Annotated in this window: 35 protein-coding genes; 2 read left to right on the forward strand and 33 right to left on the reverse strand. The window is 60.2% G+C overall.

All coding sequences use genetic code 11. From position 1 onward, the window contains the following. Positions 1–52: 52 nt before the first annotated feature. The 33 genes from BDO18943_RS16865 to BDO18943_RS17020 all read right to left on the reverse strand — a co-directional run bounded on the left by BDO18943_RS16865 (position 53) and on the right by BDO18943_RS17020 (position 16,700). Positions 53–949 (reverse strand): TraB/GumN family protein, encoded by an 897-nt coding sequence (locus tag BDO18943_RS16865; RefSeq protein ID WP_025496775.1) that lies wholly within the window; start codon positions 947–949, stop codon positions 53–55. A 13-nt stretch (positions 950–962) separates the two neighbouring features. Then, a complete protein-coding gene (locus tag BDO18943_RS16870) occupies positions 963–1,334 on the reverse strand; it encodes a hypothetical protein (protein WP_025496774.1) in 372 nt (123 codons plus the stop codon). A gap of 466 nt (positions 1,335–1,800) precedes the next feature. After that, entirely contained in the window at positions 1,801–2,175 is a 375-nt protein-coding gene (locus tag BDO18943_RS16875) for a hypothetical protein (protein WP_025496772.1), read from the reverse strand. Between the two features lie 112 nt (positions 2,176–2,287). Further along, positions 2,288–2,731: a MerR family transcriptional regulator gene (locus tag BDO18943_RS16880; RefSeq protein WP_089454781.1), complete on the reverse strand. Its 444-nt coding sequence runs from the start codon at positions 2,729–2,731 to the stop codon at positions 2,288–2,290. Between the two features lies 1 nt (position 2,732). Continuing rightward, the gene (locus BDO18943_RS16885) at positions 2,733–2,957 is read right to left on the reverse strand and encodes a hypothetical protein (protein WP_137962560.1); all 225 of its coding nucleotides are present in this window, start codon (positions 2,955–2,957) and stop codon (positions 2,733–2,735) included. A gap of 162 nt (positions 2,958–3,119) precedes the next feature. Next, the gene (locus BDO18943_RS16890) at positions 3,120–3,269 is read right to left on the reverse strand and encodes a hypothetical protein (RefSeq protein ID WP_171030068.1); all 150 of its coding nucleotides are present in this window, start codon (positions 3,267–3,269) and stop codon (positions 3,120–3,122) included. A gap of 53 nt (positions 3,270–3,322) precedes the next feature. After that, positions 3,323–3,604, reverse strand: a complete 282-nt coding sequence (locus BDO18943_RS16895; protein WP_089454779.1) for a hypothetical protein — start codon at positions 3,602–3,604, stop codon at positions 3,323–3,325. Positions 3,605–3,696: 92 nt separating this feature from the next. Then, on the reverse strand, positions 3,697–3,960 hold the full coding sequence (locus BDO18943_RS16900) for a hypothetical protein (protein ID WP_089454778.1): 264 nt from the start codon (positions 3,958–3,960) through the stop codon (positions 3,697–3,699). 173 nt (positions 3,961–4,133) lie between these two features. Then, positions 4,134–4,598, reverse strand: a complete 465-nt coding sequence (locus tag BDO18943_RS16905; protein WP_089454777.1) for a hypothetical protein — start codon at positions 4,596–4,598, stop codon at positions 4,134–4,136. Positions 4,599–4,717: 119 nt separating this feature from the next. Next, the gene (locus tag BDO18943_RS16910; protein ID WP_089454776.1) at positions 4,718–5,179 is read right to left on the reverse strand and encodes a hypothetical protein; all 462 of its coding nucleotides are present in this window, start codon (positions 5,177–5,179) and stop codon (positions 4,718–4,720) included. A 197-nt stretch (positions 5,180–5,376) separates the two neighbouring features. Continuing rightward, positions 5,377–6,150, reverse strand: a complete 774-nt coding sequence (locus BDO18943_RS16915) for a slipin family protein (protein ID WP_175023355.1) — start codon at positions 6,148–6,150, stop codon at positions 5,377–5,379. 124 nt (positions 6,151–6,274) lie between these two features. Then, a complete protein-coding gene (locus BDO18943_RS16920; RefSeq protein WP_089454774.1) occupies positions 6,275–7,438 on the reverse strand; it encodes a DUF551 domain-containing protein in 1,164 nt (387 codons plus the stop codon). An 80-nt stretch (positions 7,439–7,518) separates the two neighbouring features. Further along, positions 7,519–7,899: a hypothetical protein gene (locus BDO18943_RS16925; protein ID WP_089454773.1), complete on the reverse strand. Its 381-nt coding sequence runs from the start codon at positions 7,897–7,899 to the stop codon at positions 7,519–7,521. A 26-nt stretch (positions 7,900–7,925) separates the two neighbouring features. Next, entirely contained in the window at positions 7,926–8,903 is a 978-nt protein-coding gene (locus BDO18943_RS16930) for a hypothetical protein (RefSeq protein ID WP_089454772.1), read from the reverse strand. A gap of 25 nt (positions 8,904–8,928) precedes the next feature. Further along, positions 8,929–9,372: a hypothetical protein gene (locus BDO18943_RS16935; protein ID WP_089454771.1), complete on the reverse strand. Its 444-nt coding sequence runs from the start codon at positions 9,370–9,372 to the stop codon at positions 8,929–8,931. Then, complete coding sequence (locus BDO18943_RS16940; RefSeq protein WP_089454770.1) at positions 9,369–9,824, reverse strand: hypothetical protein; 456 nt, start codon at positions 9,822–9,824, stop codon at positions 9,369–9,371. The genes BDO18943_RS16935 and BDO18943_RS16940 overlap by 4 nt, the downstream gene beginning before the upstream one ends. A 97-nt stretch (positions 9,825–9,921) precedes the next feature. Further along, complete coding sequence (locus BDO18943_RS16945) at positions 9,922–10,344, reverse strand: hypothetical protein (protein ID WP_137962562.1); 423 nt, start codon at positions 10,342–10,344, stop codon at positions 9,922–9,924. Positions 10,345–10,381: 37 nt separating this feature from the next. Further along, a complete protein-coding gene (locus BDO18943_RS16950) occupies positions 10,382–10,918 on the reverse strand; it encodes a hypothetical protein (RefSeq protein ID WP_089454768.1) in 537 nt (178 codons plus the stop codon). Positions 10,919–11,060: 142 nt separating this feature from the next. Further along, positions 11,061–11,498, reverse strand: a complete 438-nt coding sequence (locus BDO18943_RS16955; RefSeq protein ID WP_089454767.1) for a hypothetical protein — start codon at positions 11,496–11,498, stop codon at positions 11,061–11,063. 37 nt (positions 11,499–11,535) lie between these two features. Beyond that, positions 11,536–12,063, reverse strand: a complete 528-nt coding sequence (locus BDO18943_RS16960; protein WP_089454788.1) for a hypothetical protein — start codon at positions 12,061–12,063, stop codon at positions 11,536–11,538. A gap of 88 nt (positions 12,064–12,151) precedes the next feature. Next, positions 12,152–12,658, reverse strand: a complete 507-nt coding sequence (locus tag BDO18943_RS16965; protein ID WP_137962563.1) for a hypothetical protein — start codon at positions 12,656–12,658, stop codon at positions 12,152–12,154. A 232-nt stretch (positions 12,659–12,890) separates the two neighbouring features. Beyond that, positions 12,891–13,193: a hypothetical protein gene (locus BDO18943_RS16970; RefSeq protein WP_089454765.1), complete on the reverse strand. Its 303-nt coding sequence runs from the start codon at positions 13,191–13,193 to the stop codon at positions 12,891–12,893. A gap of 38 nt (positions 13,194–13,231) precedes the next feature. Further along, positions 13,232–13,435 carry a hypothetical protein gene (locus tag BDO18943_RS16975; protein WP_137962564.1) on the reverse strand — a complete coding sequence of 68 codons (204 nt, stop codon included), beginning with the start codon at positions 13,433–13,435 and terminating at the stop codon, positions 13,232–13,234. Positions 13,436–13,565: 130 nt separating this feature from the next. Beyond that, a complete protein-coding gene (locus tag BDO18943_RS16980) occupies positions 13,566–13,769 on the reverse strand; it encodes a hypothetical protein (protein WP_089454764.1) in 204 nt (67 codons plus the stop codon). After that, complete coding sequence (locus BDO18943_RS16985; RefSeq protein ID WP_137962565.1) at positions 13,759–14,304, reverse strand: hypothetical protein; 546 nt, start codon at positions 14,302–14,304, stop codon at positions 13,759–13,761. The genes BDO18943_RS16980 and BDO18943_RS16985 overlap by 11 nt, the downstream gene beginning before the upstream one ends. A gap of 117 nt (positions 14,305–14,421) precedes the next feature. After that, a complete protein-coding gene (locus BDO18943_RS16990) occupies positions 14,422–14,766 on the reverse strand; it encodes a hypothetical protein (RefSeq protein ID WP_235996072.1) in 345 nt (114 codons plus the stop codon). Next, a complete protein-coding gene (locus BDO18943_RS42965) occupies positions 14,763–14,891 on the reverse strand; it encodes a hypothetical protein (protein WP_265328604.1) in 129 nt (42 codons plus the stop codon). Before BDO18943_RS42965 ends, BDO18943_RS16990 begins: the two co-directional genes overlap by 4 nt. 20 nt (positions 14,892–14,911) lie before the next feature. Then, positions 14,912–15,388, reverse strand: coding sequence for a hypothetical protein (locus BDO18943_RS16995; protein WP_089454762.1), 477 nt, complete (start codon positions 15,386–15,388; stop codon positions 14,912–14,914). 18 nt (positions 15,389–15,406) lie between these two features. Next, the gene (locus BDO18943_RS17000) at positions 15,407–15,610 is read right to left on the reverse strand and encodes a hypothetical protein (protein WP_089454761.1); all 204 of its coding nucleotides are present in this window, start codon (positions 15,608–15,610) and stop codon (positions 15,407–15,409) included. Beyond that, the gene (locus BDO18943_RS17005) at positions 15,610–15,918 is read right to left on the reverse strand and encodes a hypothetical protein (protein ID WP_089454760.1); all 309 of its coding nucleotides are present in this window, start codon (positions 15,916–15,918) and stop codon (positions 15,610–15,612) included. Before BDO18943_RS17005 ends, BDO18943_RS17000 begins: the two co-directional genes overlap by 1 nt. A 20-nt stretch (positions 15,919–15,938) precedes the next feature. Further along, positions 15,939–16,106, reverse strand: a complete 168-nt coding sequence (locus tag BDO18943_RS17010) for a hypothetical protein (protein ID WP_171030069.1) — start codon at positions 16,104–16,106, stop codon at positions 15,939–15,941. 2 nt (positions 16,107–16,108) lie between these two features. Then, entirely contained in the window at positions 16,109–16,399 is a 291-nt protein-coding gene (locus BDO18943_RS17015) for a hypothetical protein (protein WP_089454759.1), read from the reverse strand. 7 nt (positions 16,400–16,406) lie between these two features. Continuing rightward, a complete protein-coding gene (locus tag BDO18943_RS17020) occupies positions 16,407–16,700 on the reverse strand; it encodes a hypothetical protein (protein WP_137962566.1) in 294 nt (97 codons plus the stop codon). 274 nt (positions 16,701–16,974) lie between these two features. On the opposite strand from BDO18943_RS17020, the gene BDO18943_RS17025 reads away from it, so the two are divergent. Both BDO18943_RS17025 and BDO18943_RS17030 read left to right on the forward strand, forming a co-directional pair. Continuing rightward, entirely contained in the window at positions 16,975–17,274 is a 300-nt protein-coding gene (locus tag BDO18943_RS17025) for a helix-turn-helix transcriptional regulator (RefSeq protein WP_089454786.1), read from the forward strand. A gap of 57 nt (positions 17,275–17,331) precedes the next feature. Next, entirely contained in the window at positions 17,332–17,544 is a 213-nt protein-coding gene (locus BDO18943_RS17030; RefSeq protein WP_089454757.1) for a hypothetical protein, read from the forward strand. The last annotated feature ends 10 nt before the right edge of the window (positions 17,545–17,554 follow it).

Below are 17,554 nucleotides of genomic sequence, written 5' to 3' on the forward strand. Positions count from 1 at the left end.
TGCCGGGCGCTCGTGCGCCAGTTTGTTTTTCCTATCAATTCGAATTGCAGCGTCACGGCAAGGCAGGCACTCGCACCAAATCTACGGCATAGCCGTCTGCGCGCAGACGGGCGACGAGTCCATGCGGGCCAGGCAGGTGAAGGGCGCCGACGACGATTGCAGCATCACCATCATCCAGATAACCGCGCAGGCGGTCCATCCATGCGGCATTGCGTTCGTCGACCATGATGTGCCGATGCGTGGCGGCGTCGGTCGAATTGGCAAAGGAACCGTCTACGAGACGCTGTAGGGCATCAAAGTCTCCGGCATTGAAGGCTCCAGCGACCGGAGCAAGCACCGCGGCCGGATCATGGGACAGCGCCCATCTGAACCCGCGCCGCTCGATGCCCTCGGGTACCGCGAGTCGTTGACGCTGGACGAATGCGTCGTCCTCCAGATACTCAGGCTTCAGGTGGTAGTCCAGCATCGCGGATAGCGTGAGCGAAAAATCCGCTGCCTGAAACTGATTCAGGCCGCACACCGTATAAGCCACCTGATTGGCATCGCGCACTTCGGGATGTGTGAGCAGTTCGTCTGCCTGCTCGGGCGTCTTGCCAGAACAGGCAGCTCGTCGATGATACGTATCGAGCTCGGCCGCACTCAGCCCGGCAGCCCATGCAGCAGGTTCGGCACGTTTTGACGATACCGCCTCCGGTACACCGAGTTCTTCCGATGACGTCTCTCCCACATGCTCGAGGACGAAGTGCCGTTTTCCGGCAAGCACTGCCGGGGACGGCCGCAACAGCCCTTTGGCAGGGACGTGCATTACACCAATCAAGAGACTCTGTCGTCCGTTGGGGGCGGTGACCGCGAATGCAGGCACGCCCTCATCCGAATGATTAGCCAGCTGGCCGGCGCAAACTACGCGAGTGCAGCACCAAAGGAACAATACGAGCAATGTTCGCTTCATTTTTTTCCGACGGTTACTTGTTCAATGCCAGATGGAGGTAGATGAACACCATTGCGACGCTTCCTGTCAAGAATCCTGAAAGAGTCAAGGGCACCTCTGCTACGAGTCGCCCCGACACAATCCATGCACCCAGCCATAGGACGCAGGACAAGACTGCCCATCGCACGGCAAATGACTTGGCACGTGGTTTCAGCCACTCGAGGTTGGCCTCACGGCTTTGGCGATCAGCGTGACGCGTCCAGACGTTCACCGCACTCCTGTAGGCATCGCCGAACTCACCCCACGCTCCAGCCGCATTGACGTCCGCCCGTAGGGCCTCAACCGATTCACGTGATATTTCGTTCGGAGGCGTCGGTACAAAATACTGGAATATGGCCTTGATCATGTGGGCTTCCCATCTTCCTAGTCAGGCAAGAAATCATCGCTATGGGTGAACACCATCAGCTCATAGGGTGCTCCGGGCCGACATAAGAGCGAGAAGAATCCTCCGGCCGCCCGCGGATGCGGCACGAATGGGAAACCCGGCTCGCTCTCCGAGAAGGTCGGGTCCAACAGCATGCCGTCAACACTGCGTACGATTGAATGCGCAACGAATCGCACCGACGCGCCGTCAAGTTCGATCGCGAGCCACCCGCGCACGGCATGAGTGCCCGTATGAGTGGCAACCCACGCGTCGACTGCATCGTGACAGTTTGGCCGAGGCTGGGCTGCTGGTCGCACATGTTGGATCGGGCGTGCTCGCCGTGCGGCGGCAAGGCCATCAACAAGTGCGGTGGCCAGAGACTCGTTTCCGATCGGGTGTGTATGAGAGACGCACGTGCGCATGCCGTCTTTTCCTGTTTCCCGTGTGCTCAATTGCGATGCGCCTGATAGGACAAAACTTCGAAGCCGAACGGATTGGCCTCGAACTTCTTTTCACACTGGCGGTTATCGCTGACAGGACAGTCCATGGGCGACTTGAAGCCAAACCTCACGGTTGCAATACCACCCGCAAAAACGGCTCTTGCCATGCCAGGCGAGACAATATCGACGCGTTCAACTTTGGCGTGCTCGCGTTTCACTACTTCTTCCTTCACCAGCCTCTTTACAATCGGCACAGCGACGTGCTGATTTTGAGCAAGTGCCGCGTCATATGCAGTGCGATCGACAACGCCCCCGACATCCGCGGCGAAAGCCGGGCTCGTTAGCAGAGCCGCAATGAATGAGGCGATCGCGAATTTGTTCATCTTGGTCTTGCAAGTTCCGGCTACCGGCCGTTCATGCGGGGCGCTGGAGCGCCGATTTGCTTTGGCCTTGCTAGCGGGCAGGCCCTTACATTTAGCCGCACGCAAGGGCTTTTCAACCCCAACTGACTTTGTATCCGCCCGCCTGCGCCTGCTGAAAGAGGGCCACAAAACACAGTGCAACGCGCCGAATATAGTCGTCTGTCCGCCCGAAGGACACGATGCGCGGCCCCCGACCGATCGAGACGACGCCCCCGGATCGGTCAACGACTCGCACCGCCCCTTGAGTGTCGAGCGTCTCGGACGTCGCGGGTTCGCGCAGCGATTGAACGTTCGCTACCTTCAGTGCGCGACGCAGCAGCTCCCCGAGCTCGCTTGCAGACCACGAGCCGCATTGATCGGGCGCGACACCGAGAGCCTCGAGCATTGCGAACGCGTTGCTATCCACCAGTTTGATCTCCGGCAGCACGGACACCTCCTCGGTGTACTCTTCGTATCCCTCCGGCTGGTGTATAACAGTTCGAGTCGGCGCATCAGGCGCCCAAAATGTGATGCTCACGTCAACTTTTCCTGATTTCGGTCGGGCTCGCCTTGTCGGACGAGGAGGTTCGACGAACGAACGCATCCAGCCAACCCGGCCACTTGCGCAGATCAACAGAGCCGTTGGGTTCTGCCGGCTGCTGCGTCGCCCACGCATCCAGCGATCGTCTTTCTTCGTCGTTGAGGCGACTCAACATCGAAGTCGGTTCTCCGCCATTGATGATGCCCATCAGTTTGTTCGTCATGGTCATCCGCTGGTTACAGGGCACCTCGTTTGGAGAGGGCATTCCGGCTCACGCACCCTGCCAGTTGCATACTGCCGACCAGCTCTGCTGCGCTTGCCCTCTCCAAACGAGGCGGATTACTCCCGGAAGGCGATACCGCCTTCTATCGTCTTCCCAGAGCCCTTATTCGCTTTGACTCGGCGAAACACCGGTCTCCCGAGTCCGGTCCAGGGAAATCCTGGAGAATTCCTCTTGCGTCAGCGCCAGTTGCCGATACGCGTCCTTTTGGTCGGTATCGGTGGATTTCGGGATGAAGGTCTTCGATTCAATCATTGTCTCGACTCCTGTTGAATGTTCGATTTTGGGCCACGGCATCTGAATTGCCGCTACTTTGGCCAGTGCCCTTGTGCGCAATCGAGCGCCTGAACTCGCCACCCCTCCGGATTTGCAATCATGTCCCGACGGAGCTCGACCTTGCACTTCTGACCCGCGACTTGCGCATAGACAGTTGCACCGTCCCCGTGAATATCGGGAGCGCCCATCGCGATGAACTTACTGGCGAGGAACTTCTCGGCGACGCGTCCCGCACTGCTTTCTCCATCTCCGTCTGCCGCCATCGCCCCGGACCACACACTCGCCAGCGCGAGCAACACAAGCAGCTTCTTCATTCGATCATCCTCGTAGTTCGTATCTGGTGTCCCGACACCTGTTTTTGTTCGCTTAGCTTTGCGTTTGGGCTGAGCCTCGCCAGTGTTGATGCTTACTGGCGCGAAACGTTGTTTGCCGAAGTCGTCAAAGGGAAGACACCCGTCACGTAAAGCAGTCCGGCCACGCCAGCGATGATTGAGACGAGTACCGGGAAACCCATCATGCCTGGCGCCATCCACGCCGCTAACATTGGCGCGTCTTTGAGACAGCCGGGCGGAAGCGGTTTCGCGAACCATCCCAGCATCCATGCCCAGATGCCTGCACAAAATGCCAGCAGTAACAGACCCTTCAGCCGGTTCCACATATTGTTCGCCATGTCGTTCTCAGATCAATCGCAAAATCGTGTCTTGTACCGGCGTCACCAACCCGATCACCACCGAGAATCTCGAGACCATCCGCGTGAGCCTGTTTGACGAACACGTCATCGCCGATCCTCGGAACGGGACACGGTTTGTCCCGTTGATGTGTTATCTCGCCCGCATTGTCACGTCAATCGTGCATCGATTCCATCGTGATAGTGATCTGACGGCCGGCCAAACTTTCGATCTTGGCGGTCATCCCGAGCGGAAGTAAGGCGTAATCTGGGGACAATCCACGTCCGTACACATCCTTGTCGTCAGCAAAATCGACGACATGGTAGGCAAGGCTGACGCGCCCCTCCGAGTCAACCCCTTTGGGGATAATTTCAACTCCCACACCGGCCGCTCGAACGGTTGCCATCAGGCCATCCTCGGCAGTAACCGCGTAACGCTGTCCATCGATTTCGATCCGCATTGTGTACGAGTGCGCCGTTGTGGCGGCGGCTGCCCGCATGCACGTATCGCCTCCATCACCGAGGAGCGAAATCTGTTCGCCGCAAATCTTCAAGATCTGCTGTGCATCCAGGGCATGAGCACCGACAGCGGTCGCCGCTCCTAAACTTGCCAGCGCAAACAAAATAAGCTGTCTCTTCATGGCTCTATCTGTTTCCTACCGATCTTGCTGCAAGATATCGGTTACGGTGATCAATCTGCACCCCAGGGTTAACGGCTGGGATTGCTCGACTCTTAAGCCACTATACCCAGATAATTTCCTCATTCAAGCTGGCGCAATTTGGCCCGCGCGTACTCAGCCCAGGCCTGCACCAGCACAACCAAAATAATGGCCTGATCCGGTGTGTCGCAGTTGTGGGGAGTGTATTCCACCTCAGGACCGATCCAGTCGAGCCGATCGGGTCTGTGCAGCCGGCCGAACGTCTCAGGATCGGCGCCCAGGCTCCCGCCAAACAGGGAATCCGAAATGAAGGCCCTCGGGCATGCCGTTCCCTCGACGAACAGGATCTGGGCCTGCTGTCCCGCTTCATACACGGAACCGCCCACCCTCGCGATTCGCTGGTGGACGTCCGACATCAGGCGCTCGATCTCGATGGCCGGGACCTGAATCTGGATCAGATCGGCCAACGCCTGGGTCAAGACTGAAAAGCAGAAGCCGGCAGTCTTGTTGCCCGGCACGAGATCGAGCCCGTCGATGCGATAGAAGAAGCGGTAATTGTCCATTGAACGGCCTCGCGATAACTCAGTTTGGGCAGTTGGCACCCGCGCCGCAGCGACGGTCTTGTCCGCTTGCTAGGGGCAACTCTCGCCCTATGCGGTCGCCGTGCTGCAGGCGCTGCAGCGGAACGGGTATCCAAAGGCCTGACGGTGGCCCAATCCCGCCTCTTAGTCACGGCCCTACCGTCAAAGCGCCTCCCCAATCAGCTCGCGGCCGGCGCCGTGCGGCTCCCTTGCCCCATCTGGTCCGCCAGCGCCTTCGCGATCGCGGCTGCGCTGAGCCCGCTGCTGCTGGTCGGCAACAGGGTCTCCTGCGCCACCGGGAAGATGATCACGCTGTTCTGCTCGGCGCCGATCTCCTTGAGCGTAGCCAGCGTGCGCAGGGTGATCGCGGCGGGGTTCTTGGCCAGGATATCAGCCGCTTCGCTCAGCTTTTGCGCCGCCTCGTATTCGCCCGAAGCAGTGATCACGCGGGCGCGGCGGCCGCGCTCGGCTTCCGCCTCCTGCGCCATCGCACGGATCATCGTCGCATCGAGATCCACGCTGCGGATTTCGACGTGATCGACGCGGATGCCCCACTCTTTCGAACGCTCCTCGATCGTCGCTTTGAGTGCGTCGTTCAGCTTCGCCTGCTGGGACAGCAGTTCGTCGAGCTTGTGCTGGCCGATCGTCGAACGCAGCGTGATCTGGGCCAGTTGGCTGATCGCGCCCGCATAGTCGCGCAGATCGAGCAGCGCCTTCCTGGCGTCCGTCACCTGGTAGTAGGTGCTCGCATCCACCTTGACCGAAACGTTGTCGCTCGTGATCACGTCCTGCGGATTGATGTTCGTCGCCGTGATCCGGACGTCCACCTTTGACATGGTCTGCAGCATCGGGAGCAGAAGGGTCAGCCCCGGTTCCGCGACGTGGCTGAACTTGCCGAGTGTCAGCACAACGCCGCGCTCGAATTGCCCCACGACGCGCAGGCAGTTCGTCACGAATACGGCGATTGCGATGATCGCGATGATCCACAGGAAATTTCCGGCGATAAATTCGAACATAGATACCTCGACACTCGTTACAGAAAAATGTTTTGCACGTCGGACGTGCAGGTTTAGAACGTTAGGAAGCCTGCGGCCCCCATGTTCCGACGTCGGTACCGGGCAATGCCATGCAACCGTGGCCTGCGCAGTACCCCCAGGAAACGCACCGATGGCACGGGGAGGATGGCGCCGATGAAGCGGCTGGATCGCCGCCGGCTGGCCGTACGGTGCTTTTGCCGCACGGGTCCGACTCGCACGTACCGGTTCCCGCCTGCTCGCCCTCCCCGCTCTGCGGCGCGGCCTTCGCGGTCAGTTTGCCGGAGAAGATGGCGTTGCCTCGCTCCTCAAGCTCTTTCATGAGCGCGTCGAGATCGGGCCAGTTGAAATTAAGACGACACGCGCCGAGCAGGCGGATCACCTCCAGTGCCCACAATGCAGGATCCTCCGGCTTCCAGTCCGCGTGAGCTCGAAGGCACGCGATCACGTCCTTGGTAGAAAGCTGGTCGTGCAGCGCCTTCCAGAGACGTTCGAGATGAACGCGGTTGGTGATACCGTCGTTCGGCGAGAACTCGTCCAGCAGCCTCGCAGCCTGGCGCGTGCGCACATCCTTCCGATCGAATTCCGTGGTGATGTTCAGCAGCCAACGCAGCGCATTGATGCCACCGAAAACACCCCTGGCGAGATCCTTGCGCGATTCGGCGCCGACTTTCGAGGCTTCGTTGACGTTGAACGCGATGAAGTGATCGTGCCCGCCGTTTTCGGGCTGGCATTGGCACGGGCGCCGCGGTGTGTGTTCGCAGTTCACACCCGCCTGGATCAGAGCCGGGGAACAATGCACCCACCGGCCTGCCGGTGCCGCCATCTGCGCGTTCGAGTCGACGAACGGGCGCGGCATCCAGTGCGTCGCTGCCCGGCAGATTTCCGGCTGATCGTCCGGCGATTCGTAGGAGTTCTCGTTGAGCGAGTCCGCTTTCACGTCGAAAAACTGCTCGCCGTTGAAGTCCACGCCCTCGGTGTAGATCAGTACGCGGGGATACCTGTCCGAGTCCGGGAGGCTGTCCGTCAGGCGGCACCATCCTACGCTCAGCGTGCGGTCAGCATCTTCGCTGGCCGTCTCCGGCGCGGTGCTCTCGTAGACTTCAAGCGCGCGGGCGCGCAGCTCGTGATCGTCGTAGGTCTTGGCGATCGCGTACAACGCGCTGCGTGCCTCGGCGAGCAGCGTCACGATGTTGCTATTCGACATGGGGCTCCTTCCGGGGTGGTGGGATTGCCCCGTTCTGCGACCACTCTACCGAACGAGCCTTCCGGTTCAAGTCTCGGCAATCAACCGACCTGGGTTTTACGACCGCGCCGCCACAGCTTGGCGGGAGTTTGGTCGGCGACGGACACGCCGTCTCGTTCCAGTACGCACCGGGTCTTTCCGGTGTCGAGGTCCGTGACCAACCACTTACCCTTGGACAGCGCCGTAACGCGCGTGCGCGGATACCGCGCCTCGATTGAGATGCGGCGCCGCTCGGCGCGAATCGCCATGAAGGTAACAACCGGCCTCGCCAAGATTCCAAGCAGGACGAAAAGCACCGGTGGGCCGACGAGTAAAGCACCAGTAATTTCCAGCGCGGATTTCGTGGAATGCCCCATGTGCGTGGCAAAACCGTACGTGGCAATAGCCTCGGCCAGCCCCCACAGCGCTATGCTTCTAAACATGCCTGACCTCCTGATGGAAAATTGCTTCAGACGGCGAACACGTCGTGCTCGGCCAGGTTTTCGAGGCCGAGCAGCGAGTAATAGGCCTCGTCGACCTCCGCCACATCTGCGCCGATGGAAGTGACCTCGCTGCCGTCGGCCGCGAAGATCGTCGTGTACCCAGTCCCATCGTCCTTGTTGAAGCTGCGCCCACGATAAAAGCAAGCAAGAACCGTCGGCATGCCCGGGTGATCGAACAGCGCGTAGCTGGGCCACGAGTCGATTTGGTCAGCCTGCGCGACAGGCTCTTCCGGATCGCAGGCGTTGAAGATCCGATCCGTTTCATTCCAGACATACAGACGAACAAAGCCGGCTTCACGACTTCCTTCCGGCGCCTGAAGATTCCACCAGTCGCAGAGATAGCGGACAGCCGGATGGGCCTCGTAGTCCTGCTTGTCGCGAGATCGCAGACGGCTTTGCTCGAGGAGGTCGATGGCCACCTCGAGCACTTGGTAGGGACCGGCGACGGTCTGGTTGGCACGCACCGTATCCAGACCCGGTCGCGCGGCGCGCTTGTCGGCCGAGACGCGCGTGCCGTGGAAGTCTGCGACGCTGCGCAGATCCACGCCTGCCAGATGCTTAAGAACCTCGGTGCGCTTCGGATGATCCGGATTGTTCCAGATTCCCCACAGCCATTCGTTGCCGCGGTACAGGAACACGAACTTCTGGCCGACTGAGCTTTCCGGGCTCGATGCGATCGCGTCGTCGAGCGAGGCTGCGTCGATGTCCGATTCCTTCTTCCACGTCCCGTAGGCGTCGTTCGGGTCGAGCCTGCGCAGGATCTCGATGCCTCGTTCGACCTCGTCCGGCTCGACGAACTTGCCGGCGAACGTGACATGGAACGAGGAGCGCATCTCGCGCATTGCGACGCCGGTCACGCGGCCGTCCGGCAGTTCGCGCAGCACGAGTTCCGGATACCCGGGAAATTCTTCGGGAGCGCTGCTCGCCGTATTGGATCCCTGCATGGAATTCTCCAGTGAGGTTTGGGGATTACGAAAGGCTGGACGGGGTATCGTGGGCTTTCCAGCGTGCCATCGGCGCCTTGTCCAGATCCGCCCGTACGTCGAAGATGTTGGCGAACAGCGCATCGGCGAGCGTCTTGCGGAACGTATCCGGGTAACCTTGCCAACCGTGCTCCATGACGGCTTTCTTGACCGCCAGTGCCGGCGTGTACCCTGTTGCGTCGTTCTCGATCCGACCGTCATGGAAGACAAGCGCGATGCTATGCATCCGCAGGTACCTGAGCATCCGGTCTACGAAGTCGGGCACGAGATCCACCAGAGCCTCTTGCCGCAGGCGATTCAACTGTTCAGCGGTCAGGTCTGTGCATGGATCGGTCAGCTTTGCACGGATTGCCATGTTGAGCCGGTTGCGCTCGGCAACGAGTTCGTCGAGACTCTGATCCGGAATGGATTGCTCCACGCTCCGATTCATGCGTCGCTCCCGTAGTAGCCAATCGACTCGTCCATCTTCGGTTCGATGACCGGTTGCCAGTAACCGCCGTAGGCATCGCAGTCGATCGCGGTAGTGATGCCGTATTGGCCGATGCTGACGAAGCACTTCTTGGTGCTTCCGGACCAGAGCACGGACAGCGGCACCGGCCGGGCGTCGAGGTCGCCGGTCCAATGCCAGTACAGGCCCTGCTCTTTCGGCGGTTCCTTCGTCCAGGCGAACGCAGGCACGTCGGCGCTGGCCGTCGCGCGACCGAACTGGACGCCACGCGAAAACCCCGCGCCGAAATCGAATTCGGCTGAATCGCCCGGGTTTGCGCCGTAGTCGCGCAGTGCCATCTTCTGGGCGTCAACGTCGGAACGGATCACTCCGGTCCGCGTGAGCGCCCATGACGGCAAGAACTGCGCACCAGCCGGCAAGCCGTTCGTTTCCATTCCATTACTTGCTTCTGCATTTGACATCGGAACCTCCATCAGATCGTGCCGCCAGTCATGTCTTGTCGTGAGTCGCCGTGGCCATGCCGTTCGTGGTTTATCGATTGCGAATGGTCGACCCGGTTTCGAGGTGCTCCTTCATTTGGTCGAGCAGGAGCCACGCATTTTTGTCGCCGCTCAACCTCGCGTCCTCGCTGTCTACGTCCGGAACATGAAGATCCTTTTCGTACACTTGGCAGAGCCAGCCGCCTGGATACATGGCATAGCCGGTCGCAACGAGCCTGTCGTTGCGGGTCGATATCTCGACGATCTGGCTGAAGTGCTGCGATGTCTCACGTGTCAGCTTCCAGCGGCGCGTGCTCAGGAAGCTTGCATGCGCTTCCTTGAGTTCGAACCCTTGCCCCAGGAAATTGATCGTGAACTGTAAGCCAAGGATGTGCTTGGTCGAGTAGTCCCACCGGCCGAGCGCGACCCGACGCGCAATACCGCGCGGGCTGCAGTTGTGCATGACGTGGTTCATGGTCGTTACTCCGCTAGCGAGGACGAGTTTCGGACGGTCACTCAGCGCAGGTAATGCGGGCGGTGCCTTCGATCTTCACACCGTCGAGCGAACACCTCGGCCGCTCGGTACCGGCCATGTCGCGATTCGCGCCAATGACCTTGGCCTCGGGCGCGCTGGCGGCACTTGCCGCGCCGGCCACACCGGCGGTGGCAGTCACGTCGGGAGCCTTCGGGCCGGTCACAATGACGGCTTGGCGCTGACCTTCCTTCAGGACGATGACGATCGGCGCATCCGCGGGCGTGCGGTACAGGACATACTCCATGCGGCCCTTCTGGGCCACTTCCTGGAATAGCGCCAGCCGATTCTTGCCTTCCTCGTCCTGGAGCAGCACCTGCGGGCGCGGAAGGATGGGGCCGTGACCGAAGACGAGATGGATGCTGCCGTCGGGGCTCGTGACCGCGTTCGGACGCAACTCGTCGGCGCCGGCGATCGCGAAAGTCTGCGGAATCGACTGGCCAGCAGTGCGCTTGACCGGTTCAGCGTTCGCAACGCCGACCACGGCTAGCAGCGCAAAGATGAGGATGCTCTTCATAGATTTCCTTTCCTGATTGGATGGGTTGAATGAATTGCTCTGGTGAACACCGATCAAGCTGACGGCTTGCGCTCGGACACGCGGGTCTCGCTCACGAGCCCCGTGAACAGGCTCCAGCCGATGCCCGCGCATCCGAGGTCGGTTACGCCGCCTTGCGTGCCGACTTGCGCCGGTCCTCGTCGCTTCGCTCCTTGACCCATGCTTCGATTTTCGGCAGCAGCGCGGCCAGATCATCGCCGTACAACCATTCCGTTCCGTAATGGCCCCAGCTGAAACCGTAGCTGCTGCTGTCGTCGCCTTCGAAGTACTCACGCACCGGCGTGGCGACGTTGACGAGTAGCCCCGTCAGGTTCTTGTCCAGCACGTATTCGACGAATTCATCCGTCTCCATCCGAAGCGCCTTCTTGCCGGGAACGCCCACGGCCTTCGCGATCTCGACCAGTTCTTCGTCAATCGCATCGCGGAATGCGGGCGGCAGCGAGTCGTGCTGGGCGATCGCGCCGAGGTGGAATATCCCTTCGAACCGCCAGACGTTTTCACGCGCCGAGCCGGTGATCTGCTCGTTGATGTTCTTGGTCATGGTCTTGTCTCCGCTTCGGATGGAGTTTCGGGGCCGCTTACAGGCCGCCGTTCTGGATCAGGTACTTCAACGCGTCCTGATTGCCGGCCGCTGCCGCGCGACGCATAAGTTCAAAGCCCTTCGCCTTCACCTGAGAAGCCGACATCGACGGATCGATCTTGATCACACGCTCGGGATGGTCGGATCCGCTCATCAGGCGGCCGACCAGGAACATCGCCGTCGGCTCGCCTGCGTCGACCTCCTGCTGGAGCAGGCCCGGATAGTCCTTGCGGAAGTGCAGCGCGAGCCACGTGCCGGCAGCGCGGTTGCCTGCCTGCATCGCAGTCTCCATCGCGGGACGGATTTGCCGGTTTTCGTACGACTTCGACCAGGAGTCGATCGGCCCCTTGAACGGAGAGAGAACGCCGAATACGAGCAAGGCGATCATCCATCCAACAGCCTTAAGCCGTTTCCGCTGAGCCGGATCCGGATTGAGCAGAAATGGGGTGCTCTCCGGCCATGTGAGTGCCGCGGCGAGGTTACGGCGCTCGAGATGCAGTTCCTTGTTACGTTCGTTACGGGTCATCGACTTCTCCGAAAGATCCAAACTTGCGCCCGCTAGCACCTACCGTTCGTACATCAGGCATGGAACTAGCCGACGCCTCCACACAGCATCACTGCTGTTCGGTTGTCAGTCGTTCGCGCGCATCGCTCAGCGTCGCGACCGGGTAGGAAGCGATCTTTCGGTCGGCGGATTCGAGCCAGACACGGATCAGGTGCGTGGCGACCTTTGCGTCGTGCATGCTGATCCCCTCGAAATGCCCCGGATCGATCGCATCCTCGAAAACCGCATCACGCGAGCCAAACGCCCACATCAGCTTCGACCTGCGCTCGCGGGCCAGCCAGAAGGTCCAGACCTCCCCTTCCGCCTCAGCCATGTCGAATTGCGCACAGACTCCCGCCGGAAGTTCCTCGAGCGCGGCGGTCAGTTCCTCGATCGCCGCTTCGAATGCTTCCATCGCCAACTGGCTGACCTGCTCATAGATGTAGGCTGGCTCAATCGGCTGGATGATCCTGCCCCACGCCCGCCTCAGTTCCTGACGGGAAATTTCCGGCATGATGCTCCCCACGGCTGAACACGTCGACGCACGAGCGCGCAAACGACGCGGCAGGCTGGTCATAGACCCTTCTCTGCCTCGTAGCCGAACATTCTAGGGAGATCGATTCTTGTCAGGAATCTTGAATCGTGACCTATCAGGGATGTCTTTTCGTGGGATTTGCGCCCAATAGCCCTTGGGCCGCGTCAAGCACAGCCAGGTCTCGGCCTTCCGCGCCATGCGCACGGTGCCATACGATATCGCCGGATAAGACCGGCAAGTTCTCGATCGAGGCTCGGAAGAATCGGCCTGCGTGTCAGGCGGCGAGCGCGATCACGAGTGGATTCCCGGACGCGGTCGCGGCGCCGGGATTTTTCCGTTCGAGCGAGCTCGCCGTACGCCGGCCGCGGCTCGACGCGATATCGCGGGCGATGCTCTTCGAGAGGTGAATGCCCCAACCCATGTCGCGGAACAGTTCCTCGCGATCGGCAAGTTCATCCTTGCGAATCTCGATGATGCGGGCCATCTCCTGGCCGATGTCCTTGCGCATCCACTGGAGCGCGTAGCGGCCGTTCTCGCGGATCATTCGGCGGGCGATGCGATACTGGTTCTTGTTCATGGTCGGGACTCGCTGGAAGGGATCGTACTTGTTCGCGGTCAGCTACGGCCGGCTGCGGCCACACGTGCAGCCGTCTTGAACGCGCCGAAGGATTCCTGCAGGTTGGCCTGCCAGGCGCTGGTCGCGCGGCTTTCGCAGAAAACGACACCTTGCTCGATCGCGTAATCGAAATGCGAGCCGAGAACACGGCGAGCGATCTCCTCGCTCATTTCCTCGTGCCAGTAGCAGACCTGTTTGGACATCGCTGTTTTCCCCGTGATTGGCAGCAGTACGCTTGCGTGACCAATACTAGCGATGTCATCTTTCGTTTCAAGCCAGCACGTAGATCTTCCCTAAGCGCTCCTCCTGGACGCCCACAGGTCTATTGCTTGCCTATCCGCCATTTTGGAACTCGTCGTGGGCGGCCACAACGAACGCTGCGATCGCAGCATCACCCTGAAAATGGCCAATGCGCAAGCCATTCTCGGATCCGTCATCGGAAAAAATCTCGCCGGCGCAATTCGAGCGCCATGGAAGCGTACGGACGTCCTCGGCGATCGCCAAGTGTAAAAATTTGATCGTCGCTTCAACGGTCATAGCAACCGCTCTTCGCGAGCAACGCTTCAACACAACGAGGGCACAGATCGAGGGGCTGGTCGAACAGTTCCTCGAACGCAATTCTCTGATCATCCTTGCTCCAATCCCATCGTTCCGCGCAGAGGGGATGGTCGTAATAGCCGCTGAATCCGCCGTCCACCTCTTCTGCGACATGGAGCACACCGCCGGCTTTTAGGAAGCAGCGCCGATTCTCTTCGAATCTTCTGCTGAGCGGGTACAGGAGTCGATCGTCCGTTGCCAACCCGAACTGCGGCTCGCCATAAATTTCTCCGTTCGCGGAAAAACTACGCCCGTGAGCCAATACCTTGCGAATCACCCGCACGATGGTGCTGCGCTTCGGAACGGCTGCATCCAACGCTTTCCCGCTTTCGTCCCGGTCATAGACGCGCCACGCCGCGGCTGGCTCGGCAAAAAGCGGCGGCATAGACCATCCTGACGTGTCGCAATGAATAAAGAACCGGTTTGGCTCTTTGGCGTTGACTCCATATTCAACGCGACCCAATATGCGTCCCATATAGTTCTCCGATTGGTTTCAACCTAGTGTGGTGTGATGTGCGCGGAGGGCGTTATCGTCGCACGTCATCGTTCAAGCCGAGATTTCCATCTGCAACTCCCCCCTTTCTTGGCTCGCCTATATTGCGTTCTCGCACGTTCCGGCAATAGGTACGGGCGACACCAGCGTGGCGATCAGAGCGTACCCCGGATACTGCGTTTGCGCGCTCTTGATGAAGGTCTGAAGCGCGGCGCCACCATCGTCAGCCGTCAAAATCGCCTGAATCGGTTTGATGACGTCGGTGCTGCCGTTCTTCCGCAGCACCCCAGACACCATAAAGCGGGTCGGCTGACGAACATGCCAGCCAATACGAATCGATCGGCCACCGTAACCTTCCGCGAGAGCTGCCGTAGAAATCACAAGCAAGGTCGCGACGACCACCCCCTTGAACACCGCACGCATGTCGTTTTTCCCTTCAATCAAGTTGCATTGATCACAATCAGCGTGGCAATGCCCGAGATCCCCGCGTACAAGAGGGCGTTGGCAAATGCTGCCGCAATTGCCTTCCCATAGCCTGCGCTTCCGTCCTTCCATTTGTTCAGCAACATGCTTTTTCTTGTTCCGCGCATCAGCCTTGGCTCGGAACCAGCTTCCACCCACTGGCCGGGTCCATCAGCAAATCGTTCGCGTGTACGCAGGCCTCCGGTGTCAGCAGTTGCATGCGAATAACGCCCGGCTGAGGATTTCTCACCTGGCATTCGACGATATCGCCCACCCGGGCAAACTGAGTCAGATCCATATCGCTTTTCCCTTGCCCCTTCCAGGTGCGCTCCCACGTTGTCGGGCAATGCTTGACCAGCTCGGCAACAATCGATCGGATGTTGCCATGATCGCGGCACCGATCAACACCGCTTCCCGGGATGCAGCGGATTTCCGGAATGCCATCCAGGCTACCGGCGAACAAGCCAACATAGTCAGCCTGGATCAGCACTCGACGTTGCAATTCTTCGCGGCTCATGCCTTTGACCTCGGCCACGAAATCCCCGCGAACATGCGTCAACTTCGTGGCAAGCTCCTCGATCCAGTCGTTCTCCGGTTCTCCCATTTCTCTTCCGTTCAATCACTAGATGTCGTCGTCGCGCTCCGCGAGCACGACGTGCTTCACGCCGGCAGCCTGCTCGATGTTCTCCAGGCTGACGGACGGGCGGTTTACGCAGTTGCCGGGAATCTGGTGCTCTTCGCGCCAAAACGTGCCAGTCGTCGTTCTTCGAAAGACCCGATCGGAGATTTGCGCACGAGTACCCGGGGCATAGTCCTGTAGGCGCATCAAGCCTCCCGAGCCAGAAAAAGGTCGACATCGACGCCTGCATCGCGCAGCAGACCCGTACCCTCTTCGGTATCGATTCCGACCGCAGCTTCAACATATTCGGCATTGGTCGCGATCATCTGCACCCGACCATCCGGCATAACCTCGACGATCATCTCGGTCGATTCGAAAATCGTCTCGTGATCGATCGCATGCGTGCGCATGTACGGCATATCGGTTACGCGGAGCTTCTTCGTGTAGAAGGTGCCCTGCTGATCGGGGTATTCCACGGGAGCAAACCCGGATGCCTTGAGAACCTTGATGTTCATGATTCGTAGTCCCTTGATCGTTATTTCTGACGCTCGAGCGAATAGAGCTTCACCGGGTTCTTGACGGCCAGGTCGTTCATCTCCTTCCGCGCCGCCCTTTCCGGCTTCCAGGCGCAGCCGATATCGACGGCCACCCGGCCCTCTCCCTTCCACACGGTCTCGACGACTCGATAGAGCTTCTGGGCCATCGTCAGGCGGCCCCGCCAACGAGCACCCAGCCCTTGGACGTCGACCGGATTTTCTCAGCCTTGCGAAGTGCCTGCAGGCGTCGATCGATGATGCGCCAACCCGGCGCGCTGCTTTTCCCGTGTCTGGCTTCTGCCTTCTCGATCTGCGCAAGGCGTTCGCCTTCGGCGCTGATCGCGGGATTCGCACTGATCAGAAAAAACGGCACCGGGGTGGCCGGCGTCAAAAGCCCTGGTGCCGGCGTTGCACCAATCCGTTCCAGAATGAGTTGGTCCAGCGTTTCGTACTTGCTCATGTGATCATCAGTCGTCGCCGCGCGAAGTCGTCCCCACCAGGACGGCGACCGCCTCGTCTTTCGTTTTGAACCCCGGGCCCAGCAGCATGGCTGCACGGGTGCCGCGACCCAGCGTAATCGTGCAGCCTGCCTGCTTCGCAAACCAGCGCCACCGATCGGCCTTCACTTGCGGCGCCGTGATCTTGCTCACGACGACCTTGACCTTCTCGCGCCAGATTTCCCCGATGGCGTTTTCGCCCACGTGGACCTGCTGATGCGCAGACTTCTCGCTCCCAGAGACTTTCGTCAACCTCGTAGTCATGGTTAGCTTCTCCCTCTATCGATGCCAATTCTAGCGACGCAGCCCAACGGTTCTAGCCCTCGCGGATGCCCTGCCGCTCATGTCACCCGCCGCGCGATTCCACTTCGGAATCTCTGGCCCTCCTTCTCTGATATCGGCGCCTGCGCGTACAAATCCAGTCCGAAGTCACTTTTCCGCCTTTCGCAAGCGGCAGGTATAGTAACCAAACTGGGTGGCTTGGTTATTTTGCCAACCATGCTACTATGATAACCATCTAGCCAATTTGGTTACTATGATGACCACATCAGCCACTCTTGGCGCCGACATTCGTCGGGCTCGCGAAGCCCGCGGGATGAGCGCAAGCGAGCTTGCGGACCGGGCGTCCGTGAACCGCCTCACGCTGCGTGAACTGGAAACCGGGACCGGAAATCCCCGGCTCAGCACGCTGCTGGCGGTTTGCCACGTTCTCGAGCTGGATCTGAACGTCCTGCCGCGCGGCTTGGCGCCGATGGTCGGCAGCGATACGAACCTTCGCAGCGGAGCGCTCAAGCGGCTCCTGGCCACCAGGCGGGATCGCACCAAGCCAAAGGAGTGAGTTCTGGGCTGAGAGCCCGAAGCAGGAAAGCCCTAATATCCGCACTGGAAAATGACAATGAGCGAACGATTCAGCAAGCCGAACATGATCGCGGCCCTCGAGCGTCGAGCCGAGGCACTGCAGAAAAAGCACGGGTTCAACCCGAGCAACGGCACGGCTCAACTGACGGGGCCGCTGGCCACGCAGGAAGCAGCCGTCGCATACGGGGATTTCCGTCTGACTCTGGACCTCATCCAGTGGATCGAAGACGGCTCCTTCTTCCGCCACTGAGCCGCAGGAA

The sequence above is a fragment of the Burkholderia aenigmatica genome (assembly GCF_902499175.1).
Classification (GTDB): Bacteria; Pseudomonadota; Gammaproteobacteria; order Burkholderiales; family Burkholderiaceae; genus Burkholderia; species Burkholderia aenigmatica.